We start from the raw sequence: 26408 nt of genomic DNA on the forward strand, positions 1-26408 counted from the left end.
TCTTTTCCTCCAACCGCATCAGGCCATGACCGTATCGATTGCAATGTTCGCTCTGGTGGCCGGCGCCGGCCCGGCAGGCGGCCGGCCGCGGCCCCGCCGGAGGCAGACCCATGCGTGAGCACGACAACCCGCGCCACCAGCCAACGCGCGTGGCCGACCTGCACCGCTTCGACACCGTGATCGACGCGCGCTCGCCCTCCGAGTTCGCGCTCGACCACATTCCCGGCGCTATCAACTGCCCGGTGCTCGACGACGAAGAGCGCCGCATCGTCGGCACCATCTACAAGCAGACCGGCGCCTTTGAAGCACGCCGCGTCGGCGGCGCCATGGTGGCCGCCAACCTCGCGCGGCACCTGCGCGAACGCTTTGCCGACCAGCCCGCAAACTGGCGCCCGCTCGTGTATTGCTGGCGCGGCGGACTGCGCAGCGGCTCGATGGTGACCTGGCTGCGCCTGGTCGGCTGGGACGCGCAGCAGCTCGCGGGCGGCTACAAGAGCTTTCGCCAGCACGTGCTGGCGCAGATCGAGGCCGTGGTGCCGACGCTTCGGCTCAAGGTGATCTGCGGCGCCACCGGCAGCGCCAAGACGCGCGTCCTGCAGGCGCTGGCCGCGCGCGGCGAACAGGTGCTCGACCTGGAGCACTGCGCCAGCCACAAGGGTTCGCTGCTGGGCGCCCTGCCCGGCGTGCCGCAGCCGTCGCAAAAGCAGTTCGAGACGCGCATCGCCACCTGCTTCGATGCGCTCGACGCCTCGCGCACGCTTTACGTCGAAGGCGAGAGCGCGCGCATCGGCCGGCTCTCGGTGCCCATTGCGCTGGTCGCGCACATGCGTGCTGCCGCCTGCATCGAGGTTCAGGCAGATGCGGCCGCGCGGCTGGACTACCTGCTGCGCGACTACGCCTACCTGGGCGACGACCGCGCCGCGCTCGCGGGCCAGCTCGACAGGCTCAAGGAAATGCAGGGCAAGGCGGTGGTGCAGCGCTGGCAGGAATGGGCGCTGCAGGGAAACCTGCCGCAGCTCTTTGCCGAACTGATGGCGCTTCACTACGATCCGCACTACGAACGTTCGCAGGCGCGCCATTTCGAGAAGTGGCCGCTGCGCCAGCAGGTGGCGGCGCCCGACCTGACGGACGCAGGCATCGAAGCGGTGGCGGAGGCCATCCTTCGGCTCAACGCCGCGGGGTGACGAGCGCATTCACGGCAACAACAAGGCACGCTGCATGACACTCGAATGGCGCCATTCGCTCGACGACGTCGACTGGGTCGAACTCTCGCGGCTCTACCAGGCCGCACCGCTGGGCAACAAGCAGCCCGACGGCCTGAAGCTCGTGTTCGGCAACAGCATGTTCAGGTGCCTTGTGCTTGACGAGGGCCGCCTGGTCGGCGCGGGCCGCGCCATGGCCGACGGGCTCGACTGTTCCTACATCTGCGACGTGGCGGTGCACCCGAGCCACCAGGGCATCGGGCTTGGCAAGCAGATCGTCTCGCGGCTGGTCGAACTCTCGCGCGGGCACCGCAAGATCATTCTCTATGCCGTGGTTGGCAAGGAGCCCTTCTACGAGAAGTTCGGCTTCAGGCGCATGAAGACCGCGATGGCGATCTTCGAGAACCAGTCGCAGGCCTTCGAGCGCGGCCTGGTCGAATGAACCATTGCGTCGTCTCCACCGAAGAGCGCCACTTCGAAAGCCTGCACAAGGCGCTCGACGCCGTGGCGCGCGAACAGAAGTACCTTGCACTGACGCAGGCGCCGCCATGGGAACAATCGCTGGCCTTCTACCGCAGCGTGCTGGCAGCGGACTTTCCTCATTTCGTGGCGGTCGGTGGCAGCGGCAAGGTCGTGGGCTGGTGCGACGTGTCGCCGGTCTTCGGCCACTCGAGGGCCCACATCGGCGTGCTCTGCATTGCGCTGCTGTCCGAGGCACGCGGCCGCGGACTCGGCGCGCAGCTGCTGCAGGCGGCCATCGACAGGTCATGGGCGCGCGGACTGACCCGCATCGAGCTTTCCGTTCGCGCGGACAACCTGAATGCGAAGGCGCTGTACGAGCGGTTCGGCTTCGAGCACGAAGGGCTCCTCCGCCGCGCCAGCCTGATCGACGGCATCTACCACGACGCCCACGCGATGGCGCTGCTTCGCTAGACTGACGCATCCCCTGCCTGATGGAGTTCCCATGTGCAGAAGCATCAAGACCCTCTACAACTTCGAGCCTCCCGCCACCGAGCAGGAGATCCGCGCCGCCTCGCTGCAGTTCGTGCGCAAGCTCAGCGGCTTCAGCGTGCCGTCCAAGGCCAACCAGGAAGCCTTCGAGCGCGCGGTCGACGAAGTGGCCGCCAGCGCGGCCCGGCTGATCGGCTCGCTGGTCACCACGGCCGAACCGCGCGACCGCGCCATCGAGGCCGAACGCGCGAAGGCCAGGTCGGCCATGCGCTTCGGCGCCTGAACCGCATCACGACAACATCATTGGAGAGAACCCATGCCGATCGAACTCTGGCTCGCCTTTGTCGCCGCATCCGCCGTGCTGCTGATCATTCCCGGACCGACCATCCTCACGGTGATCAGCTATTCCATGTCCCACGGCCGGCGCGCGAATGTGCCGCTGGTGGCCGCGGTGGCGCTCGGCGATTCCACCGCGCTGGTGGTTTCGCTGCTCGGCCTCGGCGCGCTGCTGGCCGCATCGGCGTTCTGGTTCACGGTGGTGAAGTGGGTGGGCGGGCTGTATCTGCTCTACCTCGGCATCAAGCTGCTGCGCGCGGGCATCGGCGGCGCCGAAGTCGCGGCGCCTGCCGCGCCTGATTCGCGCTGGAGGCTGTTCGCCAACACCTACCTGGTGACGGCACTGAACCCCAAGGGCATCGTGTTCTTCGTGGCGTTCCTGCCGCAGTTCCTGAGCCCCGCGGCCGGCGTGACGCGCCAGCTCTGGGTGCTGGCGGCCACCTTCGTGGCCATGGCGGCGCTCAATGCCACGCTCTACGCCGTGTTCGCGGGATCGGCCCGCAAGCTGCTTTCCTCGCCGCGCGCGCAGCGGCGCTTCAACCTTGCGGGCGGTTCATTGCTGAGCGCGGCGGGCGTGTGGGCCCTGCTTGCGCGCCGGCCCGGCTGAGGCGCGCTCCCGCCAAGGTCAGCGGTACGGGTTGTTCGGATTGCGGTCGTAGCGGTTCGGCACGCCGTCGCCATCGCGGTCGCGGTCATAACGGTTGGGCACTCCGTCGCGGTCGCGATCTCCGTGGCCGTAGTTCGGTCGCGGTGCCGGGCGGTCGTAGGGTGCAACGACGCAGCCGGCCAGGGCGGCCGATGCGGCAAGCAGAATGGCCAATGTCTTCATCATCATTCGATTTCTCCTTGGAGTTCTAGAAAGACGGCTTGCCTCCGCAAGCCGGCCTCTGCATTGAAGGCCACCTCCGTCTCGGCTGCGTATCCGCTATGAGGCCGGGGCGTGAAGTTCGTTACCGGATGTGGAACGTGCTGCAAACCTTGGCGCTAAGTTCTTGCCGGCGCAGGCGGCGGCGCACCCGTCTGCAAGTAGGTGCAGTTCCCGTGGCCGCTTCGCCGAGAATGGCGCCGCCACGCGGCCGATTCCGGCCCCCGCCGTCACGCCTTCCATGCACCGCCTGCACCTCTTCGCCAGCCGCAGTTGCCTTGCCGCAACGCTGACGGCCATCGCCTGTGCGCAGCCGGCGCTGGCCGGCGCCGTGAGCTTCGACGAGGTGAGGCGCGAGTTCCGCTCTTCCGATACCGCGGTGCTCGACCGCAACGGCGAGCTGCTGCAGCGCGTGCGCACCGATGCCAGCGTGCGGCGCGGCCAGTGGATGGCGCTGGCCGATGTCTCTCCCGCGCTGCGCATGGCCATGGTGCTGAGCGAGGACCGGCGCTTCTACGAGCACAGCGGCATCGACTGGCGCGCAGTGTCGTCCGCCGCCTGGGGCAACCTGTGGAACACCCGCACCCGCGGCGCATCGACCATCACGATGCAGCTGTCGGGCCTGCTCGACGAAGACCTGCGCCGCGCCAACAGCGGGCGCAGCTTCACGCAGAAGATCGGCCAGACCATGGCGGCCACGCAGCTGGAGCGCAGCTGGCGCAAGGACCAGATCCTGGAGGCCTACCTCAACACCGTGCCCTTCCGCGGCGAGATCGTGGGCATCGACGCGCTCTCGCGCACGCTGTTCGGCAAGGCGCCCAGCGGCCTCGACGCGCGCGAGGCCAGCGTGGCCGCGGCGCTGGTGCGCGCGCCCAACGCCAAGCCCGCGCTGGTGGCGCAGCGCGCCTGCGAAGTGATGCGCGCGATGGAGCCGGGGCGAAAGATCGATTGCGATGCGCCCGACATGTTCACGAGCGCCGCAGTGCAGCGGCGGGCATTCGACGCGAACGAAGGCATTGCGCCGCATGCGGCGCGGCGTGTATTGAGAGAGTTGCGCGAGGCCGGCGAAGCAGCAGCGGCAGCCGCGCCCTCCGCGCCGTCGTCCCGCCAGCCAGCCGGCAGGGAGGCCGCCGTTCGGACCACGCTGCACGCGCCGCTGCAGCGCTTCGCGCTGGCCGCGCTGCAGCGCCACCTGAAGGAGCTGCGCGGCCGCCACGTGGAAGACGGCGCGCTGGTGGTGCTCGACAACGCGAGCGGCGAGGTGCTCGCCTGGGTCGGCTCGTCGGGCCCGCTGAGCCAGGCGGCCGAGGTCGATGCGGTCACCGCGCTGCGCCAGCCCGGCTCCACGCTCAAACCGCTGCTCTATGCGCAGGCCATTGCCGAGCGGCGGCTCACGGCGGCCTCGCTGATCGACGATTCGTCGGCGCAGATCAGCACCGCGAGCGGGCTCTACATTCCGCAGAACTACGACCACCAGTTCAAGGGGCCGGTGTCGGCGCGCACCGCGCTGGCCGCCTCGCTCAACGTGCCGGCCGTGCGCACGCTGGTGATGGTGTCGCCCGAATCCTTCGCGCGCCAGCTGCGCGCGGCCGGCCTGCCGCTGCGCGAGAGCGGCGACTACTACGGCTACAGCCTTGCGCTCGGCAGCGCCGAGGTGTCGCTGCTGTCGCTCGCCAATGCCTATCGCACGCTGGCCAACGGCGGGCGCTACGGGCAGCCCACGCTGACTGCGCGGGCTCCGGCGCCGGCTGCTGCAGCGAAGGCCAGGGCCGGCGACAACAGCGCCGCGCCCGTCATCGATCCGCGTGCGGCGTACATCGTCGGCGACATCCTGTCCGACGCGAACGCGCGCACGCGCACCTTCGGGCTCGACAGCATTCTTTCCACGCGCTTCTGGACCGCGGTGAAGACCGGCACCAGCAAGGACATGCGCGACAACTGGGCCGTGGGCTGGTCGCAGCGCTACACCGTCGGCGTGTGGGTCGGCAACGCGAGCGGGGCCTCGATGTGGGACGTGAGCGGCACCAGCGGCGCGGCCCCGGTGTGGGCCGAGGTGATGCGTTTCCTGCACGCGCGCGAACCCAGCCGCGCGCCCAGGCCGCCGGCCGGCCTGGTCGAAGCGCACGTGACATTCGGTCCTGGCCTCGATGGCAATCCGCTCGAGGCGGCGCGCAGCGAATGGTTCCTGCAGGGCACGGAGCAGCCGCTCTTCGCGCTCGATAACGCCGGCACCGGCACGCCGGCAAGCGCGGCGGCGGCGCGCATCACCGCGCCGGCCGACGGCACCATCATCGCGCTGGACCCCGACATTCCGCCGCTGCACCAGCGCGTGCGCTTCGAGTCCGAAGGCCGCGGCGTGCAATGGCGCATCGACGGCAAGCACTTTGCGCGCGGCAACAGCGCGCAATGGCTGCCCTGGCCGGGGCGCCATGTGATCGAACTCGTCGATGCCACGGGCAAGGTGGTCGACCAGCGCAAGCTCGAAGTGCGCGGCGCGGGCGTGCTCGCGAAAAGCGCGCGCCGATGAGAGCGGCTGCCGGCGGCTGCGGCCGCCCATAGCGCCTCAATCCCCTGCTTTCGACTGCGGCATTGAAGTCGAGCGAGAATTCATCCAATGATTCAATGAATTAGGTCTTTCTTATTCATATGCTCCTCCAAGCCCCCCGAACCTCCCTGGCCGACAGTGCCGCCAACAGCATCCGTGCCGAAATCGCAGCGGGCCGCTGGGCCGTCGGGTCGCGCATTCCGATCGAGCCCCAGCTCGCACAGCTGCTCGGCGTGAGCCGAGGCACGGTGCGCGAAGCCGTGAAGACGCTGGTCTCGCGCGGCCTGCTCGAAGTGCGGCAAGGTTCGGGCACCTATGTGCGCTCGGGCTTCGACCCTTCGGCCAGCCTGCAGAAGATGCGGCGCGCGAGCCTACGCGACCAGTTCGAGGTGCGCCGCGCGCTCGAGGTCGAGGCCGCGCGGCTGGCCGCCGTGCGCCACACCGCCAAGGACCTGCGCAACCTGAAAACCCTGCTCGAGAAACGCGGCGTGCCCGACGCAAGTGACGGCGGCGCGGGCTTCATCGAACGCGACCTGGGCCTTTCACCTGGCCATCGTCGACATCTCGGGCAACCTGGCGCTGGCCGAAACCTGCCGCTTCATCGCGGGCTACATCAAGGAAACCATCGCAAGCACGATGGGCACCAGCCTGCCGGAACCCGACACGGCCGCGCACACCGCCATCGTCGAGGCCATTGCAAGCCGCGACCCTGACCGCGCCGCCGAGGCGGTGCGTGCCTTCATGGCGCCCATGATCGACGCGCTGGTGCAAGACGCAGCAGAGCCCGCGCGATGAGCCCCCGCCCGGCCGCTCCGAAGGGGGCTCGCACCGCAGTGCGAAGCACGGAGGTTGCTTTATGAGCGCGGTGGCATTCCGGGCGGCCCGCGCCGCCGACGAACTGCTGATCGACGCCGAGGCCGACAGCACGCCCGCGCCGCGCCCCACGCCCGCGGGCAGCCTGGGCCGCCGCATCCTGCTGGGCGCGAGCGTGGTGCTGATCGCCTTCAACCTGCGCCCGGTGTTCGCCAGCCTGTCGGTGGTGCTGCCGGAGATCATCGCGGCCACCGGGCTCTCGGCCACCGCCGCGAGCCTGCTGACCACGCTGCCCATCGTCTGCCTGGGCGTGTTCGCGCCGCTGGCACCGGGCCTGGGCCGGCGCTTCGGCACCGAGCGCACGCTGCTCGCCTGCATGGTGCTCATCCTGCTGGGGACGCTGCTGCGCGGCGCCGGCAACATCCCTCTGCTGTTCGTGGCCTCGGCCATCGCGGGCAGCGGCATCGCAGTGTCGAACGTGCTGCTCTCGGGCCTCGTGAAGCGCGACTTCGCCGGGCAGGCGGCGCTGATGATGGGCCTCTACACCATGGCGGTGTGCGGCGGCGCGGCCAGCGCGGCGGGCCTCACGGTGCCGCTCGAGCATGCGCTGGGCGGCGGCTGGACCTATGCGCTCGCGATGTGGGCGGTGCCTGCGCTGCTGGTCACGCTGATCTGGGCGCCGCAGGCCCTGCCGCTGAAGCCGGTGGCCAGCGAATCGGGCTTTACCGTGCGCGGGCTGTGGCGCGACCGGCTGGCCTGGCAGGTCACTTTCTTCATGGGCCTGCAATCGGCGCTGGCCTACACCGTGATGGGCTGGCTCGCGCCCATCCTGCGCGAACGCGGGCTCGGCGGCGAGACGGCCGGCTACGTCGTGTCGCTGGCGGTCATGACGCAGGTGGTGACCTGCCTCGTCGTTCCCGCGGTGGCGGTGAGGCTGCGCAATCAGCGCGGGCTGGCGGTGGTACTGGCCGTCGTCACCGTGGCCGCCATGCTGGCGATGCTGTTCGCGCCGCTCGGCGGCGTGTGGCTGTGGGCCGTGCTGCTGGGCATTGCGCAGGGCGGCACCTTTGCGCTCGCGCTCACGTTCATGGTCCTGCGCTCGCCCGATTCGCACGTGGCGGCGCACCTCTCCGGCATGGCGCAGGGCGTGGGCTACGTGGTGGCCGCCTGCGGGCCGCTGGTTGCGGGCCTGCTGCACGGCTGGACCGGCAGCTTCCGCGCGTCGTCATGGCTCTTCATCGGTCTGGGCATTGCGCTGGTGATGGCGGGCCTTGGCGCGGGGCGCACCATGCACGTGGGCGCGGTGACGGTCCCCCGGCGCTGAGGGGGCGCACCTCGCTTCGCGGCTGCTACTGCAGATAGCTCTCGGCCAGCAGCGCCCAGTAGGCCGCGCCGATCGGCAGGTTGCTGTCGTTGAAGTCGTAGCCCGGGTTGTGCACCATGCAGCCGCCGTGCTCGCCGGGCGCGCCGTTGCCGATGAACAGGTAGCAGCCGGGCTTCTTCTCGAGCATGAACGCGAAGTCTTCGCTGCCGGTCACGGCCGGGCCTTGCGGCTCGACGTGCGCGGCGCCCACCAGTTCTCGGCCGATGCGGCGCGCGAACTCGGTTTCCTCGGGCGTGTTCACCAGCACGGCGTAGCCCTTGCGGTAGTCGATGTGTGCCTTCACGCCAAAGCTCTCGGCCTGCGCCGTGACGATGGCCTTCAGGCGTTTTTCGAGCAGCTCGCGCACCTCGCGGTCGAGCGAGCGCACACTGATCTCCAGCACCGCCGTCTCGGGAATCACGTTGTTGGCCTTGCCCGAATGGATGGCGCCCACGGTGACGATCGACATCTCCTGCGGATCGGCGTTGCGCGAGACGATGGTCTGCAGCGCCATCACGATGCTCGAAGCAGCGACGATCGGGTCGGCCGTGCGGTGCGGCATGGCGCCGTGGCCGCCCACGCCGGTGAGCGTGACGGTGGCGTAGTCCGACGAGGCCATGGCCGCGCCTTCGCGGAACACCAGATCACCCTGGCGGCGGCCCGGCGAGTTGTGCATGGCGTAGACCGCATCGCACGGGTATTTTTCGAACAGGCCGTCTTCCATCATCTTCACGGCGCCGCCCATGCCCTCTTCGGCCGGCTGGAAGATGAGGTTCAGCGTGCCCGAGAACTCGCCGTGCTGCGCCAGGTACTTGGCGGCGCCGAGCAGCATCGCGGTGTGGCCGTCGTGGCCGCAGGCGTGCATGATCCCGGGCCGGCCGCTGCGGTAGGCAAGGCCTGTTTTCTCCTCGATGGGCAGCGCGTCCATGTCGGCGCGGATGCCGATGGCGCGCGTTCCGCTGCCGCGCCTGAGGCGCCCCACGAGGCCGGTCACGCCCAAGCGGCGCTCCACCTCGTAGCCCCAGGCGGCCAGGCGCTCGGCCACCAGGTCGCTGGTGCCGAATTCCTCGAAGCCGAGCTCCGGGTTCTGGTGGATCTGCTGGCGCACCGTGACGAATTCGGCGGCGTGCCTTCTCATGTACTCGAGGTAGTGCTGGGCGCTTTGCGGCATCGGGGTCTCGTGCTCCGGATGGATGGATGAATGAGGATGAGGAGGAATCGGTTCGCTCAGGGCTGCAGCGCCATGGTGGCAGGCAGCCGGGTCCATGGCAGGTCGGCCGGGTCGGCAGCCATCGGTCCCGGCGCCTTGGCCACCAGGATGTGGCTCGCAATGGGCGCGAAGTCGGCGCGAAAGTGCACCGAACTCTTGTTGACCAGCAGCTTCATCGCCTCGGGCTCGATGCCCAGGTAGCGGAAGAACTCGCGGTCGAGCATCTGGCTCTTGCCGCTGGCCACGGCAATGCGCACGCCGTCGATCTCCAGGCAGGCGCTCGGGCCGAGCGACACCACGCCGCCGCGCGACATCGGCCCCTTGCCGCGCACCTGTCCGTCGCTGAGCGCGCGCACGGTGAAGAGTCCTTCCACGGGCGCATCGCTGGTCCGCCCGCCCCATGTCGGCACCGAGGTGCCGAGCGCGATGCGGATCTGCGCGCCCACGCCGGCCTCGTGCGCCGCCGCGGCCGCGTCGGGATCGAACATCAGCCCCAGCGCGACCTGCCCCGGGTAGCGCTTGCCCGCGCCTTCGGCCAGCAGCGCATGCAGCATGCCGGTGGTGTTGCTGTCGGCGCCCGCGCCGGGGTTGTCCTGCGTGTCCGCGATGACCACCGGCTTGCTCGCGTCCGCTGCCAGCGCCATGGCCCGCGCGACCGCCGCGCGCGGCTCCAGCACGTCGAGCCGCCATTGCGAGCGCGGCTGGTCGATGCGCTCGTACAGCATGGCCACGGCCGCGCCGGCATCGTCGCCATAGCCCCACACCACCGGGCCGCACTCGGCGATGTCGGCGGCCGGAAAGCCGGTGGCAAAGCTCAGCACCGCATCGTGCTTTGCGTCGAGTTCCTTCAGCAGCCGGTACACGGATGCGGCCGGCTCGATCATGGTCGACTGCACGTTGAGCGGCAGCAAGAAGCCGAGCCGCCGCGCATGCAGCGGTTCGCGCGAGCCGCGTGCGACGCGGCGCTCCAGCAGCCTGGCGGCGAGCCGGCCCGTGTCGGCCATGTCGATGTGCGGATAGGTGCGGTAGGTGGCCAGCGCATCGGCCTCGGCCAGCATGCGGCCCGTGATGTTGCCGTGCAGGTCCAGGCTCGCGACGATCGGCACGCCGGGCCCGACGAGCATGCGGATGCGCGCGATCAGCTCGCCCTCGGGGTCTTCGAGATGCTCGGTCACCGCCGCGCCGTGCAGGTCGAGATAGACCGCGTCGATGCCGCCGTCCGCCAGTGCGGCGGCCAGGTCTTCGGTGATGGCGGCCGAGATGCGCTCGAAGGCATCCTCCGTCACATGGGCCGAGGGCGTGGCGCCGGCCCAGGCCGAGGGCACCAGCGACCAGCCCTTCTCGCGCGCCGCATCGATGAAGCCGCCGACGGGAATGTTCCTGCCTGCATAGGCCTCGACGATCGCGGCGCCGCGCCGGTACGGCGGGAAGGTCGAACCTGCATTGAACGCAGCCCAGTCCGCCTTGCTCGGCGCGAAGGTGTTGGTTTCGTGCTGGAAACCGGCGATGAAGACTTTCATGGAATCCTTTTCTTTTCTCTTGAACGTGGGAACGAAGAGCTTTCAGCTGCGCGCAAAGGCAAAGCCGCGCCCGGGCGCCGCAGCCAGCAGTTTGCGCGTGTAGTCGTGGCGGGGCGCGAAGAACACGTCGCGCACCGAGCCGCGCTCCACGATCTCGCCCTGGCTCATGACCAGCACGCTGTCGCAGATCTGGCTGGCCACGCGCAGGTCGTGCGTGATGAAGAGAATGCCGATCTTCAGCCGCTGCTGGATCTCGTCGAGCAGGCGAAGGATCTGCGCCTGCACCGAAACGTCGAGCGCCGACACGGCCTCGTCGGCAATCAGCACCTTGGGATCGCAGGCCAGCGCGCGCGCAATCGAGATGCGCTGGCGCTGCCCGCCCGAGAACTCGCTGGGATAGCGGCGCAGCGCATCGGGCGACAGGCGCACCAGCCGCATCAGTTCTTCTGCGCGCGCCCAGGCCTGCTCGTGCGGCATGCCGAAGTTCACCGGCCCCTCGACGATCGATGCGCCCACCGTCTGGCGCGGATTCAGCGAGCGGTACGGGTCCTGAAAAATCACCTGCACCGTGCGCCGGAACGGCGACAGCGCGCGGCCCCTGACATGCGCCACCGAGCGGCCATCGGCAAAGATGTCGCCCGAGCTCGGGTCGATCAGCCGCGCGATGCAACGCGCCACCGTCGACTTGCCCGAGCCCGACTCGCCCACGATGCCCACGGTTTCGCCGGGCCTCACTTCGAGCGACACATTGCGCGCCGCATTCACCGTGCGGCGCTTGCCGGGCCAGTTGCCCGTGATGTAGGTCTTGCAGATGTTCACCGCGTTGAGCAGCGGATAGGTGTCGGGCACCGGCGGGCGCCGGGGCGGCGAAAGCTCGGGCACCGCGTCGAGCAGCATCTTGGTGTAGGGCTCGCGCGGCGCCGTGAGCACAGCCATCTTGCCGCCTTTCTCGATCATGGCGCCCAGCTCCAGCACCACCACTTCGTCGGCGATCTCGGCCACCACGCCGAAGTCGTGCGTGATGAAGAGCACCGCAGTGCCGTTCTCGGTCTGCAGCTCGAGGATGAGCCGCAGTATCTCGGCCTGCGTGGTCACGTCGAGCGCGGTGGTCGGCTCGTCGCAGATCAGCAGCACGGGCTTCAGGATGAGCGCCATCGCAATCACGATGCGCTGGCGCTGCCCGCCCGACAGCTGGTGCGGATACGAAGCGTAGATGCGCTCGGGCTCGGGCAGCCGCACGCGCTCCATGATGGCCAGGATCTTTTTGCGACGCTCGGCCGAGCCCATCTGCACATGCTGCGCGAGCATTTCGTCGACCTGCGCGCCGCAGGTCATCACCGGATTGAGCGCGGTCATCGGCTCCTGGAACACCATGGCCATCGACGGCCCGCGCAACTGGCGCAGGCGGGACGAGCTTGCGGCCAGCAGGTTCTCGCCCTGCAGTTCGATGGCACCGCGCACCGGCACGAGGCTCGGAGGCAGCAGCCCCATCACCGCATTGGCGATGACCGACTTGCCCGAGCCCGATTCGCCGAGCAGGCACACGATCTTGCCGGGCGGCACGTCGAAGGAGATCTTGTCGACCGCATGCGGCCGGTCGCCGCCGCGCGGCAGTGCAATGGCCAGGTCGCGCACGGAAAGAACGGGTGCTTGCGTCATGCTCAGCCCCCGCGCTTGTTGAACTTGGGGTCGAGCGTGTCGCGCAGACCGTCGCCGAGGATGTTCACCGCGAGCACCGTGAGCGCCAGGAAGATGCCGGGGAACAGCACGTTGTGCGGGAACTGGTTGAACTGCGCCCTGCCCTCGGCCATGATGTTGCCCCAGGTCGCCATGTCGGCCGGCAGCCCCACGCCGAGGAACGACAGGATGGCCTCCACCAGGATGGCCGAGGCGCACACATAGGTCGCCTGGATGATCAAGGGCGCAATCGCATTCGGCAGGATGTGGCGCACGAGGATCTTCCATGTCGGCGTGTCGAGCGCAATGGCCGCTTCCACATAGGGCTCCTCGCGCACCGTGAGCACCACCGAGCGCACGAGGCGCGCCACGCGCGGGATCTCGGGCACCGCAATGGCCACCACCACCGTGAGCAGCTTGCCGCCGAACAGTGCCACCAGGCTGATCGCGAACAGGATGCCGGGGATCGCCATCACGCCGTCCATCAGCCGCATGATGGCGCTGTCGAGCCGGCGGAAATAGCCGCCCAGGAGGCCGATGAGCATGCCGAACACCACCGCCAGCACGGCCACCGCCACGCCCACGGTCAGCGACACGCGCGCACCGTAGAGCGTGCGGCTCCAGATGTCGCGCCCGAGGCTGTCGGTGCCCATGACGAACAAGTGCTCGAAGGTGTCGCCCGCCAGGCTGTTGAACTCGTCTCGCGTGCCCGGCATGAGGTTGCCGCTGCCGGGGTCGATGGCCGTGGGGTCGATGGTGCCGAGCCACGGCGCCGCCAGCGACATGAGCACCAGCAGCAGCAGCACGCCGCCGCCCGCGCGCACCGACCAGTCGGCCAGGATGCGCTTGAAGAGCGAGCGCCGCCTGGGCGGCGGCAGCGGCTCGGCGATGGCTTCGACAGGAATCATCGGCGTGGCAAGCGAATCGGTCATGGTGTTTTTTTCTCCTTGCGCCTCAATAGCGGATGCGGGGGTCGAACACCAGGTAGCTCAGGTCGATCAGCAGATTGATGAGCACGTAGACGACGGAAAAGAACAGCGTGATGCCCTGGATCAGCGGAAAGTCGCGCGACAGCACCGCGTCGACCGTGAGCTGCCCGAGGCCCGGAATCGCGAACACGGTTTCGGTGACGACCACGCCGCCGATCAGGAGCGCAATGCCGATGCCGATCACCGTGACGATCGGAATCGCCGCATTGGCCAGCGCATGCCGCATCAGCACCCGCTTCTCCGAGATGCCCTTGGCGCGCGCAGTGCGGATGTAGTCTTCGGTCATGGCCTCGGCCACGGCCGCGCGCGTGACGCGGGCAATCAGCGCCACGTAGATGATCGACAGCGTGATGGACGGCAGGATCAGGTGCCTGATCCAGAGCCACGGCCCCTGGCTCAGCCGCGAGTAGCCCTGCACCGGCAGCAGCTGCAGGTGCAGCGCGAAGATCCAGATGAGCACGTAGCCGATCACGAAGGCCGGGATCGAAAAGCCCATGACCGAGAAGCCCATGAGCATGCGGTCGAGCCAGCCGCCATGGCGCCAGGCGGCCACCACGCCCAGCGGCACCGCGATGAGGATGGTGACCACCAGCGTCACGGCCGCGAGCGACACCGTCGGCTCGATGCGCTGCCCGATCAGCTCCACCACCGTCTTCTTCATGAAGTAGGACTCGCCCAGGTTGCCCTGCAGCAACTGCCCGCTCCAGCGCACGAACTGCGTGGGCAGCGATTCGTTCAGCCCCAGCTGGCCGCGCACCTTGGCGATGTTCTCGCTGGTGCCGCTGTCGCCCACGATGGCGGCGGCCGGATCGCCGGGCGCCAGCCGGAGCATGAGGAACACGATCAGCGCGACGATGACGAGCACCGGCACGGTCGACAGGATGCGGCGCGCAAGAAAGATCAGCATGGGGTTTTGCGAGAAACGAATGTGCTCAGCTCTTCTTGATGTTCCAGAACACGTTGACCGGCGAGCGCACCACGCCGCTCACCACACCCTTGCGGTAGGCCGTGAGCGGCTTGTATTCGCCGATGGGCGCGTAGATGCCGGTGTCGTACACGCGTTGCTGGATGGCCGTGGCCAGTTCCTTGCGCCTGGGCTCGTCCGCGCTCGCGAGGAATTCAGACTTCAGCTGCTCGAGCTTGTCGTCGGTGGCCCAGCCGAACCAGCCCTTCTCGCCGTTGCCCGTGAGCGGTGCGTAGAACATCGGGTTCATGTTGTCGGCAATGCCCCAGCCGGTGATGAAGAGGTTCCAGCCGCCCTTGTCGACGGGGTCTTTCTTGGCGCGGCGCGTGACCAGCGTAGGCCAGTCCATCGACTGCATGTCGACGTTGAAGCCCGCCTGCTTCAGCAGTTGCGCCATCACCGGCGGAAACTTGTTGAGCAGCGCGAAGTCCGCCGGATACATCAGCACGACCGGCTTGCCGTCATAGCCCGCTTCCTTGAGCAGCGCCTTGGCTTTCTCGAACTGCGGCTTGCCGGTGAAGTAGCCGGTCTTGTCGCTGGAGAAGGCCGTGCCGCAGGGGTAGACCGAAGCGCAGCTGTTGTAGAGCTCCTTGTGCACCATCTGGGCGCGCATCAGTGCCTCCTGGTTGATGGCCATGATGGCGGCCTGCGCGATCTTCGGGTTGTCGAAGGGCGGAATGATGTGGTTCAGGTGCAGCGCGAACGAGCCCTTCGGGATCGGGTTGTCGACGGTGATGGCGGCGTTGTTCTTGAGCGCTGTGTACTGCTCGGGCGGCAGCCATTCGATCATGTCGACTTCGCCGTTGGCGAGCGCATTGGCCTGTGTCTGCGCGTCCTTCAGGATGATCCATTCCATGCGGTCGACATACACGTTCTTGCCGCCCGCTGTGCCCGAAGGTGCCTCGGTGCGCGGCACGTACCTGGTGTTCTTCAGGTAGACCACCTTCTCGCCAGGGCGGTACTCGTCCTTCTTGAAGATGTAGGGGCCCGAGCCCGTGGCGTCGTCGATCTGCTTGTCGGCCGGCGTGGCGGCCACGCGCGCCGGCATGATGAACGGCGGGTTCGACGAAGGCTTGCTCAGCGCATCGACCACCATGCCGAAGCTGTCCTTGAACACCAGCCTGAAAGTGTTGGCATCGACCGCCTCGGCCTTGTCGAGCGCGGCGTACATCTTCTGGCCCAGCCCGTCGCGCTGGCCCCACCGCTTGAGCGACGCCAGCACGTCTTCCGAGGTGACCGGCTTGCCGTCATGGAATTCGAGGCTCTTGCGCAGCGTGAAGGTCCAGGTCTTGCCGTCGGCGCCGGTGGTGTACTTGTCGACCATCTGCGGCTTGACCTTGCCCTGCTCGTCCACGCCGAAGAGCGTGTCGTACACGGCATAGCCGTGGTTGCGCGTGATGAACGCGGTGGTCCAGATCGGGTCGAGAATCTTGAGGTCGGATTGCGGCACCAGGCGCAGCACCTTGCCCGCATCCTGCGCGAACGCGCTTGTTGTTGCGAAGGCGGCAGCCAGCATGGCACCCACGACAACGGCTTTCAGGTTTCGTTTCGACAGCATCTTCGGTTCTCCGGTTGAAAAAATCGCGAGGAACGGTGCTTCGATTCAGACGGGCCAGCGCGGCCGCTTCGGAAGCGCCGACGGAAGAGGAAAAAAACGCGCGGTGCGCTCGAACAGAAGTCATGAAGAAGAAGGCTCCGGAAGCGCGCAAAGATCACCCCGCGCATTGCGCGAGATGCCCCTGCTGTCCTTTGGCCTGAGAGATTCACCATGCACGCTCATCGCGCCTGGCTTGCCCCTTCGGCGGCCGCCCTCGGAGTCTTTTTTTTTTCAGAACTCCGGGCAGCGCTCTCCAGCGTTGGTCGAGATATCCAGTCTTGGGACCTGAGCGTTATGGGCTGTCGCCTTCGGTAATGCACTAACTCGAAGCATCGAGCCGGCATTTCTCCTGGATGCTTTCTTCCAAGCAGAATGCGTGCCACTCGGGCAGCACTCGAACGCGGTGCGCTACTGCGGTCCGCCGCAGAAGCTCGCCCTTTCGGTGGTCCTGGCGGTGAAGTGAAGGCGCGTGGTGGTGGTATCGCTCGCGGGCGTGTCCTGCGGCCATTCGCTCTGCAGCCAGGTGTACTGCCAGCTGTAGGCCTCACCGGGTTTTGCGGGCTCGCCGTAGCTGATGCGAAGGCTGCCGCTGCTCTCGTCGTGGCAATGCTTCGACTGCTTGTATTCCTTTTCGCTGAAGCAGGCGCGAATCATCTTCGCGCATGAAAAAGGAATGCCTTCGTACACAGCCCGGGTTGCATCCTCGAGCGGCACGAAGTCGGCCTTGCTGAACGAAGCGCCGCCGCCCGAATACATCTGCGACACCGTCTGGAGCACGGCCGCGGCCCACTGCCCTTCGGCCAGCGGATAGAGCGCCGGCGCAAGCGAAATGCGCGCGTCCGCCATGCCGGGGTCCGCCGCTTTCCTCATCAGCGCGGCTGCATAGCTGCTGAAGTCGTGCAGGCGGTTCAGCTGCCACGTGCCTGTACCCGCGATGCGCTTGATGCGCGCCATGGCCAGCGGCTCGCCCGAGAACACCGCATAGTCCCCGGCCGCCGAGCCGCGCGGCCGGTACAGGCCCAGCGCCTGCGGATCGCAGGGCTGCGGCAACAGCGCGCACAACCGCGCGCGCCAGTCCGGGTCCAGCGATTCGGGCTTCTTGACCGCATCGAAGAGCTGCGCCGACGGCGCGGCGGCCCCATGGCCCGCGAGCAGCAGCATGAGCATCGAGGCGGCGGTGCGAAGAACGGGCAGCGGGTTCATGGACCGGCATGGTAGCCAACACCCGGAACTTGCCGCAACCCATTGCGGCGCAGGCGGATCGATGCTGTAGCCTTCATTCCCGCGGCCATCCCGGCCTCGAATGGAGCGAAGATGGCTGACAGGATTCTGGTGTTCTATGGCTCGTACCGGTCGGACCGCATGGGCATTCGCCTGGCGGACTACCTGGTGGCGGGCCTCAATGCGCGAGGCGCCGAAGCCGAGCTGATCGACGCCAAGGCCATCGGCCTGCCCATGCTCGACCGCATGTACAAGGAATACCCCCAGGGCACCGCACCCGCGGCCATGGAAGCGCTGGCGCAGAAGATACGCGGCGCGGATGCCTTCGTCTTCGTGACCGGCGAATACAACTGGGGCCCGCAGCCCGGCTTGAAGAACCTGACCGACCACTTCCTCGAAGAATGGTTCTGGCGCCCGGCCGCCGTTGCCAGCTATTCGGCCGGCCGGTTCTCCGGCGTGCGCTCCGGAACCGTGTGGCACTCGGTCCTGTCGGAGATGGGAATGGTCGTCGTGTCGAGCACATTGGCCATCGGACCCATTTCGCAAACGCTCGATGCGAGCAGCAAGCCCACCGGCAGCGCAGGCGAATCGCTGGAGCGCTCCTTCGGAAGGTTTGCGGACGACCTGTCCTGGTGGACCGAGGCGGCGCGCGCGCAGCGGGCGCGCAAGGCACCGCCGTATTGACTGACGGGCGGAGAGGCGCAGACCCTATGCACCGACCCGCGCGGCTTCCATCAGCGCCACCGACACACACTCCAGCGCAATCGCCAGCTGGGTGAGCGTCGGCAATCCGAAACCCAGCCGGAACACCAGCGGATCGTCCCCGAACCACGGGCCGGGCGCAACGCGCGTGCTGTATCTGGCCAGCGCCGCGTAGAAGCGTTCGACGGCCGCGGCATCGAAGACCTCGCGCCTGAGCCGCATGCAGCACAGCGCCCCGGCATCCGGACGCACCCATTCGATGTGCTCGGCGTGGCGCGACACCCAGTTCTCGGTGAGCTGCAGGTTCTGCGCGAGGAGTTTTCGCCGCTCGCCGATGATCCGGTCGCGCTGCCTGAACACCGCCAGCGCGAGCGCCTCGTCGACCGGCGAGCACGAGATCACCGTGCTGAACTTCGCAGTGACCAGCGCCTGGCGCAGCGCCGTGTCGCGCGTGATGGCCCAGCCGATGCGCAGGCCCGCCGAGCCGTGGCATTTGGACAGCGAGGACACCGAGACCACCCTGTCGCCCAGCTTGGCGGCAGCACTCGGCGCGGCGTCGTCGTCGCCATAGGCCGCCTCGCGGTAGGTCTCGTCGATCACGAGCCAGGCCTCTGGCGCATGTTCGGCCAACATCGCCACGATCTCGCGCAAGGTCTGCGCCGGAATCGCGACGCCTGAAGGGTTCTGCGGCGAGGCCAGGCTCACCACTTTGGTTTTCGGGGAGAGCAGCTTCTGCAGCGCATCCAGGTCGATCCGGTAGCCGGTGTCGAAACTCAGCGGCAGCGCGCGCGTGGTAGCGCCAACGGCGGCCAGCGCGTTGCGCGCCAACGGAAACACCGGCTCGGCCACGACGGCTTCGTCGCCCGCCTGGCACAGCGTGAAGGCAATGAGGAAAAGGGCGTGGGCACCACCGACGGTGACCACCACGTCATCGGCATCGACGCCATGTTCGTTCGCGATCTCCCGGCGAAGGTCCGGGCTGCCCGCCGCTGTGCCGTAGTCCAGCGAAAACTCGGCGCCGTCGCCGAAGGCCGTGTCGAGCAGTTCCGAGAGGCGCACGCTCGGCCCCACGCTTTCGGCGAGGTCGAAGCGCGGAGCCTTGCTGACCAGGGAGATGATCTCGTTGTCCGGAAACCGTGCCATGTGCTGCTGCTTGATCCGTTGCTGTCGATGGCATCGATGTTGCAGATTCATGGCTGGCGATAACAGCCACACTTTTCTGAAATTCATTGCAGTACAGTTGCGTGCAGTGCCATCCACGCAAGCAGGAGTGATCCGTGTCGCAGCCTCCCCGGTTCCGCTATGAAGAAGTCGCCGATTTCGTTGCCGCCCTGGCCGGCCGCGGCACGCTGAAGCCGGGCGCGCGAGCGCCGTCGCTGCGCGAGATCAGCACGCAACAGCGCACCAGCCTCAGCACCGCGGTGCAGGCCTACCGCCTGCTCGAAGACCGCGGCATTCTCGAAGTACGGCCGCAGTCGGGCTACTACGTCGCCAAGGCGCCGCCCGCCTTGCCCGTGCCCACCACCGCGCGGCATTCGATCCGGCCGGCCAAGGTGGAGCTGTCGGGCCTGATGCTCGACCTGCTGAAGCACGCATCGGACGAAGCCTTCGTGCCGCTCGGCTGCGCCATCCCCAACCAGCGCCTGCTGTCTTCCTCCAGGCTCGACCTCGTACTGGCGCGCACGGCCCGCGTGAAGGGCAGCCAGTGCAACACCTACTCGCCGCCGCACGGCGAGATATCGCTGCGCCTGGAAATCGCGCGGCGTGCGCTGCGTTTCGGACAGGCACTGGCGCCGGACGACATCGCCATCACCTGCGGCTGCACCGAGGCGCTGGCACTGGCGCTCGACGCGGTCACGGAGCCTGGCGACACGGTCGCCATCGAGTCGCCGACCTACTTCGGGCTGCTGCAGGTGCTGCGCGCAAAGAGGCTGAAGGTGGTCGAGCTGCCGACCGATGCCGACACCGGAATTTCCATCGAGGCACTGCGCGACGTCCTGGCCGCGGGCAAGGTGCGCGCCTGCGTGCTGGCCTCGAGCTTCAGCAATCCGCTCGGCTGCACCATGCCCGAGGCGAACAAGCGTGCCGTGCTGCGCCTCTTGGCCAAACACGGCGTGCCGCTGATCGAGGACGACGTGTACGGCGACGTCCATTTCGGCGAGGAGCGGCCCCCGCCCTTCAGCGCGCTCGACACGCACGACAACGTCATCTATTGCGGCTCGTTCTCGAAAACGCTCGCGCCCGGCTACCGCATCGGCTGGATCGCGACGCGACGCCACATGGCCCGGGTGCTCGAAACCAAGTTCGCCACCAGCCTTGCGACGCCGGTGCTGACGCAGGTGGCGCTCGCCACCTTCCTCTCGAATGGCGACTACGACCGCCACCTGCGCCGGGTCCGGCGCGAGTTCGCGGACACGCTGGAGCGCATGACGCGCGTGATCGAGCAGGCGTTCCCGCCGGGCACCAAGGTGTCGAGACCGGCGGGCAACTTCGTGCTGTGGGTCGAGCTGCCCGAGCCCGCGGACACGCGGCTGCTGTTCGTGCAGGCGCTGGAGAAACGCATCTGCTTTGCGCCCGGCGTGGTGTTCTCGGCCAGCGGCAAGTACGCCCACTGCCTGCGCCTGAGCGGCGGCCACGGCTGGGACGCGCGCATCGAGAAGGGGCTGCGCACGCTCGGCGCCCTGGCGTGCCGGGAACTGCGCCGGCCGGCCGCCGCGGCAGGCACCTGAGACGCGCTGGCCCGGGCCGCAGATCTTGCAGGATCAGGCAAGAAGCTTGTTCGATCCGGATAACGCCCAAAGCCCCATCCGCGCGAGACTTGCCTCCATGCCCGGCGCAGCGTTGCGCCATGGTTCACACCAACCTGCACGAGGAGAATCTCATGAGCGCAATCCAGGAAAAAGTCGTCCTCATCACGGGCGCGAGCAGTGGCATCGGCGCGGCGACGGCACGGCTTCTGGCGCGGCGCGGCGCCAAGGTGGTGCTCGGCGCGCGCCGCACCGACCGGCTCGAAGCGCTGGCGCAAGAGATCACCGCCGCCGGCGGCACGGCCAGCTTCCAGCGGCTGGACGTGACCTACCGGCCCGAGGTGGAAGCATTCGCCGAATTCGCACTCGAAACGCACGACCGCATCGACGTGCTGGTGAACGCCGCGGGCGTGATGCCGCTGTCGCCGCTGTGGGCGCGAAAGGTCGACGAATGGGAGCTGATGCTCGACGTGAACCTGCGCGGCGTGCTGCTCGGCATTGCGGCGGTGCTGCCGACGATGCAGGAACAGGGCTGGGGCCACATCGTCAACGTGGCGCCGGTGCCCGCGCAGGGCGTGTCGCCGAACTCGGCCGTGTATTGCGGCACGCAGTACGCGGTGGACGCCATCTCCGAGGGCCTGCGGCAGGAGCACGCAGGAAAGGTGCGCGTGACGGTAGTGCGCCCCGACGTGAGCGAGGCGGACCGCACGCTGGCCGATCGCATCGCGGCCTGCAGCAGCTTCGAGCGCATGGTCACGCGGCGGCGCATCGCGGTGCCGGCGGAAGCCGTGGCACGCTCGATTGCGGGCGCCATCGAGGGCAGCAGCATTTCGGCCCCGCGGCGCCCGGCATGGCGGCCGAGGCCGGCCGAGCACGCCGCGTTCTGACGTTCTGAAGGGCCGCGTCAGTAGGTCTTGTAGGGCAGGAACTTGCCCGAGAGCACCACGTTGACGCGGTCGCCCTTGGGGTCGGCCTGGCGCTGGATGTCCATGCTGAAATCGATGGCGCTCATGATGCCGTCGCCGAACTCTTCATGGATCAGTTCCTTGATGGTGGTGCCGTACACGCTCACCACCTCGTACCAGCGGTAGATGAGCGGGTCGGTTGGCACAGGCGTGGGCAGCGAGCCCTTGTAGGGCACCACCTGGAGCCACTTCTGCTCTTCGGCGGTCAGGCCGAAGATCTTGCCGATGACCTTGGCCTGCTTGTCGTCGAGGGTCATCTGGCCGAGGCAGGCGGCGGTGGTCCACTCCTTGGAGAGGCCGACCTTCTTCGCCACGTCGGCCCACTGGATGCCCTTGGACACCTTCACGGTGATGATCTTCTCGGTGACGTCGTTGCGGTTCATGCGGGTTTGCTCCTGATTGGGTGTATCACCGGCAGCAAGCAACAGCCGTGCCGGGAAATCGGAATCGGATGGCGGCCCTCATCCGCGCTCCCAGCGGAACTTGCGCTCAGCCTCGGCAATGGGCTGGTCGTTGATGCTTGCGAAGCGCCGCTGCATCAGGCCGTTCCCGGCGAATTCCCAGTTCTCGTTGCCGTGGCTGCGGAACCATTGCCCGGCCGCGTCGTGCCATTCGTATTCGAAGCGCACCGCGATGCGGTTGTCCATGAAGGCCCAGAGCGTCTTCCTCAGGCGGTAGTCGTGCTCGCGCTCCCACTTGCGGATGAGGAATTCCACCACCTGCTCGCGGCCGTTGACGAAGTCGGCGCGGTTGCGCCATTCGGTGTCGGGTGTGTAGGCCAGGCTCACGCGAACCGGGTCGCGCGTGTTCCATGCGTCTTCGGCGGCCTGGACTTTCTTCGTTGCGGTTTCGAGGGTGAAGGGAGGCAGCGGCGGGCGGGATTCCATGGCGGTCTTTCGTTGAATGAATAAAGGAAGGAAGGGATGGCGAAGTCCCGCAATGTGCCACACGTAGACAGACCTGTCTACATGCCTACAATAGCACCATGGACATCACCGCATTGCCCGCCCGCGAGCGCATCCTGCTCACGGCGCACGACCTCTTCTATGCCGACGGCATCCGCGCCACCGGCATCGACCGCGTCATTGCCGCATCGGGCGTCACCAAGGTCACCTTCTACCGGCACTTCCCGTCGAAAGACGACCTGGTGCGCGCCTTTCTCGATCACCGGCATGCGCGGTGGATGGCCTGGTTCGTCGACGCACTGGGACGCCGCGGCGCGCACGAACGCGCCGGCGATGCCGGGGCCTTGCTGCTGCTGGCCGACGTGATGGCCGAATGGTTCGCTGATCCCGCGTTTCGCGGCTGCGCCTTCATCAACGCGGTGGCCGAGGTGGGCGGCAGCGTGGAGGGAGCCGCCGAGCGCGCGCGCGAGCACAAGCGAGAGATGGTGGAGGTCATTGCGAGCCTGCTGCCTGCGGCGCTGCCCGCGCGCACGGCGCTTGCCCAGGCCGCGGCGCTCGGCGTGGATGGCGCCATCGTCAAGGCGCAGATGGGCGGCGCGGCGCTGGCGCGCGAAGCTGTCGACGACCTGCGGCGGCTTCTCGAAGCATTGGCCACCGCGTCGCGGCCCGCAGCGGCTCGATAAGATCATTCCGGAAACAACACATGGCTTCAACGCGACTTCCCTCGACCCAGGGCCTGCAGGCCTTCGAGGCCGTGGCACGGCTGCGCAGCGTGAACCTCGCGGCCGAAGAACTCAGCGTCACGCCCAGCGCAGTGAGCCATCGCATCCGCCAACTCGAGACGCTGCTCGAACTCAAGTTCTTCGCGGGCAGCGACTTCAGCCTGAGCGCCGATGGCGTGGCCTACCTGGCCCGCGTGCGCGAAGCCATTGCAGCGCTCCAGCAGGTGCCGGGCCGCGAGCCCGCATCGCAGGTGCGCCGGCTGCGCGTGGCCGTCACGCCCACCTTCTCGCGCCAGATGCTGCTGCCCCGGCTGGCGGTGTTCCGCGACGCCTATCCGAACATCGAGCTGATGCTGCAGGTGACCACGCCGGTGCGCAACATGACGGCCGAAGAAGCCGACATCGAGCTGCGCTTCGGCACCGGGCCCTTTCACGATCGCGAGTTTTTTCAGCTGCTGGCTGACGAGGTGTCGCCGGTGTGCAGCCCCGCCTACCTGGAGCGCCACGGCCCGTTCGATGGCTTTGCCACGGATGCCGAGATCTCGCGGGCCCAGTTGCTGCGCACGCCGCTGGAAGCCTGGCGCACCTGGTTCAAGGCCTGCGGCATCGGCCTGCCGGAGCCGGCCACCGGCCACCAGTTCAACGACCTGGGCCTGGCACTCGATGCGGCGGCCGAGGACTTCGGCGTGGTGCTGATGCACCTGAAGCTCGGCAGCGCCTGGCTCGAGAATGGCCGCCTCGTGCGGCTTTCGGACCGCAGCGTGCCCTCGCCCAACGCCTACTTCATCTGCTGGCGGCCGGGTGCCATGGAGCGCTGGGAGTGCGCGACCTTCGTCGAATGGCTGCGCCAGGCGCTGCGCGATTGAACTGAATTCTTTTCAGATGCAGGCCGGGTAAATTTCAGCCCGACGAAGGCCGGGCGAATCACACTCGGGCCGCCGCGGGGCCTGCCCATAATGGCGGGCCTTTCGCAAGAACGAACAACAGAACACCCCCAGGAGACCGCCCCGTGCCCGACCTTTCCAAGATCACCTGCATCGAAGACCTGCGGGTGATCGCCAAGCGGCGCGTGCCGAAGATGTTCTACGACTACGCCGATTCCGGCGCGTGGACCGAAAGCACCTACCGCGCCAACGAGAGCGACTTCCAGAAAATCTTGCTGCGCCAGCGCGTGGCCGTGAACATGGAGGGCCGCTCCACGCGCTCCACCATGATCGGCCAGGACGTTGCGATGCCGGTGGCCATTGCACCCACCGGCCTCACGGGCATGCAGCATGCCGATGGCGAAATTCTTGGCGCGCGCGCGGCCAAGGCCTTCGGCATTCCGTTCACGCTCTCGACCATGAGCATCTGTTCGCTCGAGGACATTGCCGAGCACACCGGCCGGCATCCGTTCTGGTTCCAGCTCTATGTGATGAAGGACCGCGACTTCATCGAGCGCCTGATCGAGCGCGCGCGCGCCGCGAACGTGTCGGCGCTGCAGCTCACGCTCGACCTGCAGATCCTGGGCCAGCGTCACAAGGACATCAAGAACGGGTTGTCGACGCCGCCCAAGCCGACCCTCGCCAACATGATCAACCTGGCGACCAAGCCGCACTGGTGCCTGGGCATGCTCGGCACCAAGCGCCGCACCTTCGGCAACATCGCGGGCCATGCCAAGGGCGTGAAAGACCTGTCGTCACTGTCGTCGTGGACGGCCGAGCAGTTCGACCCGGCGCTCAGCTGGGCCGACGTGGAATGGATCAAGAAGCGCTGGGGCGGCAAGCTGATCCTCAAGGGCATCATGGACGTGGAAGACGCGCGCCTGGCCGCCGCGAGCGGCGCCGACGCGCTCATCGTCTCCAACCATGGCGGCCGCCAGCTCGACGGCGCCCCCTCTTCCATCGCGGCGCTGCCCGCCATCGTCGATGCCGTGGGCCGCGAGATCGAGGTGTGGATGGATGGCGGCATCCGCAGCGGCCAGGACGTGCTCAAGGCCCGCGCTCTCGGCGCCCGCGGCACGCTGATCGGCCGCAGCTTTCTCTACGGCCTGGGCGCCTACGGAGAGGCCGGCGTGACGCGCGCGCTGCAGATCATCCACAAGGAGCTCGACATCACCATGGCCTTTTGCGGGCGCACGAATATCGAGAACGTGGATTCGGGGATCCTGCTGCCGGGGACCTTCTAGAGCCGGACCCTCACGCGAACTCCCCCAAGGTCTGCAGCACGCTCTGGACAGCGTTGTCGCGGCTCTTGGTCACGCGATGGGCAAGGCCCAGCGGCCGGCTGAGCGTGGGCTTCAGATGCCGCAGCACCAGCGCATCCGCCATGGCGTCCTTGTTGTGCGGCTCGAATGGCAGGATGGCCGCTGCGTGACCTGCGGCGACCAGGCTCTTGATGGCTTCCGGATAGTTCAGATGCATCCGCGCCCGCGGATTAAGCCCGGCTTGGCCGAACCATGCGGCGATGAGCCTGTACATCTGCGTGGCAGGATCGAATGATATCCAGGGGCGCTCGGCCAGCCATTGGGGGGTGATCAGTTTTGGAGCCTTCCAACTGCGGGGCACGATGGCCACCATCGGGTCATTGCGCCATGCGATCAACTTCACACCCGCGCAGAGGGCCTGGGGCATTGCGACGATGCCGATGTCGAGCGTTCCGGCCTGCAGCCGCGCAATGGCCTCGACCGAACTGAGGATGCTGACCGTGACGTCCACACCCGGGCTGCGCTTCGACAGCCGGGCCAGCAATGCCGGCAGCAGATGCGCGCTGACGCCGGCGGATGAACCGATTCGAACAACGCCTTCACGCCCCTCCGATTTCCTGCGGACCTGATCGCTCAGCTCATCCGCGCCTGCAAGCAGCTTTCGGCCGCCTTCCACCAGCGCCGACCCGGCTGGAGTCAGGCGGGCCTGGCGCCGCCCTCTTTCGACGAGCACCGCGCCCAGCCTCGATTCCAGCTCGCGGATGTGCAGGCTGACCGTGGGCGGCGCGAAGTGCAGCGCCTGTGCTGCGGCCGCCAGCGTGCCGAGATCGGCGATGGCGATGAGCGTCTGGAGCTGGTCGAGGTTGAGATTTCGCATTCAGGATTCCTGACTTTAGCGGCTAGTAAATTCGACTTTACGGAATAGTACC

The 26408-nt window shown here is 67.8% G+C and carries 26 protein-coding genes, 1 pseudogene and 1 riboswitch; of the genes and pseudogenes, 15 read left to right on the plus strand and 12 right to left on the minus strand.

Annotated features, from left to right (window positions below):
• Window positions 1-110 precede the first annotated feature (110 nt).
• The 5 genes from mnmH to QFZ47_RS06405 are packed head-to-tail and all read left to right on the plus strand — an operon-like array spanning window position 111 to window position 3096.
• Window positions 111-1184, plus strand: coding sequence for a tRNA 2-selenouridine(34) synthase MnmH (mnmH, locus tag QFZ47_RS06385; RefSeq protein WP_307654845.1), 1074 nt, complete (start codon window positions 111-113; stop codon window positions 1182-1184).
• A gap of 34 nt (window positions 1185-1218) precedes the next feature.
• Window positions 1219-1644, plus strand: coding sequence for a GNAT family N-acetyltransferase (locus tag QFZ47_RS06390; RefSeq protein WP_307654846.1), 426 nt, complete (start codon window positions 1219-1221; stop codon window positions 1642-1644).
• Window positions 1641-2135, plus strand: a complete 495-nt coding sequence (locus QFZ47_RS06395; RefSeq protein WP_307654847.1) for a GNAT family N-acetyltransferase — start codon at window positions 1641-1643, stop codon at window positions 2133-2135. Before QFZ47_RS06390 ends, QFZ47_RS06395 begins: the two co-directional genes overlap by 4 nt.
• A gap of 31 nt (window positions 2136-2166) precedes the next feature.
• Window positions 2167-2436 (plus strand): DUF2277 domain-containing protein, encoded by a 270-nt coding sequence (locus QFZ47_RS06400; protein WP_307654848.1) that lies wholly within the window; start codon window positions 2167-2169, stop codon window positions 2434-2436.
• 33 nt (window positions 2437-2469) lie between these two features.
• Window positions 2470-3096: a LysE family translocator gene (locus tag QFZ47_RS06405; RefSeq protein WP_307654849.1), complete on the plus strand. Its 627-nt coding sequence runs from the start codon at window positions 2470-2472 to the stop codon at window positions 3094-3096.
• Between the two features lie 18 nt (window positions 3097-3114).
• Here the strand turns inward: QFZ47_RS06405 and QFZ47_RS06410 are convergent, their stop codons facing one another.
• Window positions 3115-3321, minus strand: a complete 207-nt coding sequence (locus tag QFZ47_RS06410; protein ID WP_307654850.1) for a hypothetical protein — start codon at window positions 3319-3321, stop codon at window positions 3115-3117.
• Window positions 3322-3595: 274 nt separating this feature from the next.
• Between QFZ47_RS06410 and pbpC the strand changes: the two genes are divergently transcribed.
• From pbpC to QFZ47_RS06430, 4 genes and pseudogenes are all read left to right on the plus strand, one after another.
• Window positions 3596-5881: a penicillin-binding protein 1C gene (gene pbpC / locus QFZ47_RS06415; protein ID WP_307654851.1), complete on the plus strand. Its 2286-nt coding sequence runs from the start codon at window positions 3596-3598 to the stop codon at window positions 5879-5881.
• Window positions 5882-6000: 119 nt separating this feature from the next.
• Window positions 6001-6351: pseudogene (locus tag QFZ47_RS06420) on the plus strand (FadR/GntR family transcriptional regulator); the annotation flags it as partial.
• Between the two features lie 49 nt (window positions 6352-6400).
• On the plus strand, window positions 6401-6694 hold the full coding sequence (locus QFZ47_RS06425; RefSeq protein ID WP_307654852.1) for an FCD domain-containing protein: 294 nt from the start codon (window positions 6401-6403) through the stop codon (window positions 6692-6694).
• Between the two features lie 61 nt (window positions 6695-6755).
• Window positions 6756-8036 (plus strand): CynX/NimT family MFS transporter, encoded by a 1281-nt coding sequence (locus tag QFZ47_RS06430; RefSeq protein ID WP_307654853.1) that lies wholly within the window; start codon window positions 6756-6758, stop codon window positions 8034-8036.
• A 25-nt stretch (window positions 8037-8061) separates the two neighbouring features.
• On the opposite strand, the gene QFZ47_RS06435 is transcribed toward QFZ47_RS06430, so the two are convergent.
• The 7 genes from QFZ47_RS06435 to QFZ47_RS06465 form a co-directional block, all read right to left on the minus strand.
• The gene (locus tag QFZ47_RS06435; protein WP_307654854.1) at window positions 8062-9246 is read right to left on the minus strand and encodes a M20 aminoacylase family protein; all 1185 of its coding nucleotides are present in this window, start codon (window positions 9244-9246) and stop codon (window positions 8062-8064) included.
• A 56-nt stretch (window positions 9247-9302) separates the two neighbouring features.
• On the minus strand, window positions 9303-10805 hold the full coding sequence (locus QFZ47_RS06440; RefSeq protein ID WP_307654855.1) for a M81 family metallopeptidase: 1503 nt from the start codon (window positions 10803-10805) through the stop codon (window positions 9303-9305).
• 42 nt (window positions 10806-10847) lie between these two features.
• Window positions 10848-12464, minus strand: a complete 1617-nt coding sequence (locus QFZ47_RS06445; protein ID WP_307654856.1) for a dipeptide ABC transporter ATP-binding protein — start codon at window positions 12462-12464, stop codon at window positions 10848-10850.
• Between the two features lie 2 nt (window positions 12465-12466).
• Window positions 12467-13414, minus strand: coding sequence for an ABC transporter permease (locus QFZ47_RS06450; protein WP_370880567.1), 948 nt, complete (start codon window positions 13412-13414; stop codon window positions 12467-12469).
• A gap of 22 nt (window positions 13415-13436) precedes the next feature.
• Window positions 13437-14378, minus strand: coding sequence for an ABC transporter permease (locus QFZ47_RS06455; RefSeq protein ID WP_307654857.1), 942 nt, complete (start codon window positions 14376-14378; stop codon window positions 13437-13439).
• Window positions 14379-14403: 25 nt separating this feature from the next.
• Window positions 14404-15993 carry an ABC transporter substrate-binding protein gene (locus QFZ47_RS06460; protein WP_307654858.1) on the minus strand — a complete coding sequence of 530 codons (1590 nt, stop codon included), beginning with the start codon at window positions 15991-15993 and terminating at the stop codon, window positions 14404-14406.
• A gap of 174 nt (window positions 15994-16167) precedes the next feature.
• Window positions 16168-16299, minus strand: a riboswitch (glycine riboswitch).
• Window positions 16300-16440: 141 nt separating this feature from the next.
• Window positions 16441-17235, minus strand: coding sequence for a hypothetical protein (locus QFZ47_RS06465; RefSeq protein WP_307654859.1), 795 nt, complete (start codon window positions 17233-17235; stop codon window positions 16441-16443).
• A 111-nt stretch (window positions 17236-17346) separates the two neighbouring features.
• On the opposite strand from QFZ47_RS06465, the gene QFZ47_RS06470 reads away from it, so the two are divergent.
• On the plus strand, window positions 17347-17937 hold the full coding sequence (locus QFZ47_RS06470) for an NADPH-dependent FMN reductase (RefSeq protein ID WP_307654860.1): 591 nt from the start codon (window positions 17347-17349) through the stop codon (window positions 17935-17937).
• Window positions 17938-17961: 24 nt separating this feature from the next.
• Here the strand turns inward: QFZ47_RS06470 and QFZ47_RS06475 are convergent, their stop codons facing one another.
• Window positions 17962-19098: a pyridoxal phosphate-dependent aminotransferase gene (locus tag QFZ47_RS06475; protein WP_307654861.1), complete on the minus strand. Its 1137-nt coding sequence runs from the start codon at window positions 19096-19098 to the stop codon at window positions 17962-17964.
• A 134-nt stretch (window positions 19099-19232) separates the two neighbouring features.
• Here QFZ47_RS06475 and QFZ47_RS06480 point away from each other — a divergent pair, with 134 nt between their 5' ends.
• Both QFZ47_RS06480 and QFZ47_RS06485 read left to right on the plus strand, forming a co-directional pair.
• Window positions 19233-20684 (plus strand): aminotransferase-like domain-containing protein, encoded by a 1452-nt coding sequence (locus tag QFZ47_RS06480; protein ID WP_307654862.1) that lies wholly within the window; start codon window positions 19233-19235, stop codon window positions 20682-20684.
• A 152-nt stretch (window positions 20685-20836) separates the two neighbouring features.
• Window positions 20837-21589: an SDR family oxidoreductase gene (locus QFZ47_RS06485; protein ID WP_307654863.1), complete on the plus strand. Its 753-nt coding sequence runs from the start codon at window positions 20837-20839 to the stop codon at window positions 21587-21589.
• Window positions 21590-21606: 17 nt separating this feature from the next.
• On the opposite strand, the gene cynS is transcribed toward QFZ47_RS06485, so the two are convergent.
• Window positions 21607-22050 (minus strand): cyanase, encoded by a 444-nt coding sequence (gene cynS / locus QFZ47_RS06490; RefSeq protein ID WP_012746482.1) that lies wholly within the window; start codon window positions 22048-22050, stop codon window positions 21607-21609.
• 78 nt (window positions 22051-22128) lie between these two features.
• Window positions 22129-22554: a nuclear transport factor 2 family protein gene (locus QFZ47_RS06495; RefSeq protein WP_307654864.1), complete on the minus strand. Its 426-nt coding sequence runs from the start codon at window positions 22552-22554 to the stop codon at window positions 22129-22131.
• 98 nt (window positions 22555-22652) lie between these two features.
• On the opposite strand from QFZ47_RS06495, the gene QFZ47_RS06500 reads away from it, so the two are divergent.
• The 3 genes from QFZ47_RS06500 (at window position 22653) to QFZ47_RS06510 (ending at window position 25461) form a co-directional block, all read left to right on the plus strand.
• Window positions 22653-23255 carry a TetR/AcrR family transcriptional regulator gene (locus QFZ47_RS06500; protein WP_307654865.1) on the plus strand — a complete coding sequence of 201 codons (603 nt, stop codon included), beginning with the start codon at window positions 22653-22655 and terminating at the stop codon, window positions 23253-23255.
• 20 nt (window positions 23256-23275) lie between these two features.
• A complete protein-coding gene (locus tag QFZ47_RS06505; RefSeq protein ID WP_307654866.1) occupies window positions 23276-24160 on the plus strand; it encodes a LysR substrate-binding domain-containing protein in 885 nt (294 codons plus the stop codon).
• Between the two features lie 143 nt (window positions 24161-24303).
• Window positions 24304-25461 carry an alpha-hydroxy acid oxidase gene (locus tag QFZ47_RS06510; protein WP_307654867.1) on the plus strand — a complete coding sequence of 386 codons (1158 nt, stop codon included), beginning with the start codon at window positions 24304-24306 and terminating at the stop codon, window positions 25459-25461.
• Window positions 25462-25471: 10 nt separating this feature from the next.
• Here the strand turns inward: QFZ47_RS06510 and QFZ47_RS06515 are convergent, their stop codons facing one another.
• Window positions 25472-26356, minus strand: coding sequence for a LysR family transcriptional regulator (locus QFZ47_RS06515; RefSeq protein ID WP_307654868.1), 885 nt, complete (start codon window positions 26354-26356; stop codon window positions 25472-25474).
• Between the last annotated feature and the right edge of the window lie 52 nt (window positions 26357-26408).

This window comes from Variovorax paradoxus (genome assembly GCF_030815975.1).
Lineage (GTDB): Bacteria > Pseudomonadota > Gammaproteobacteria > Burkholderiales > Burkholderiaceae_C > Variovorax > Variovorax paradoxus_N.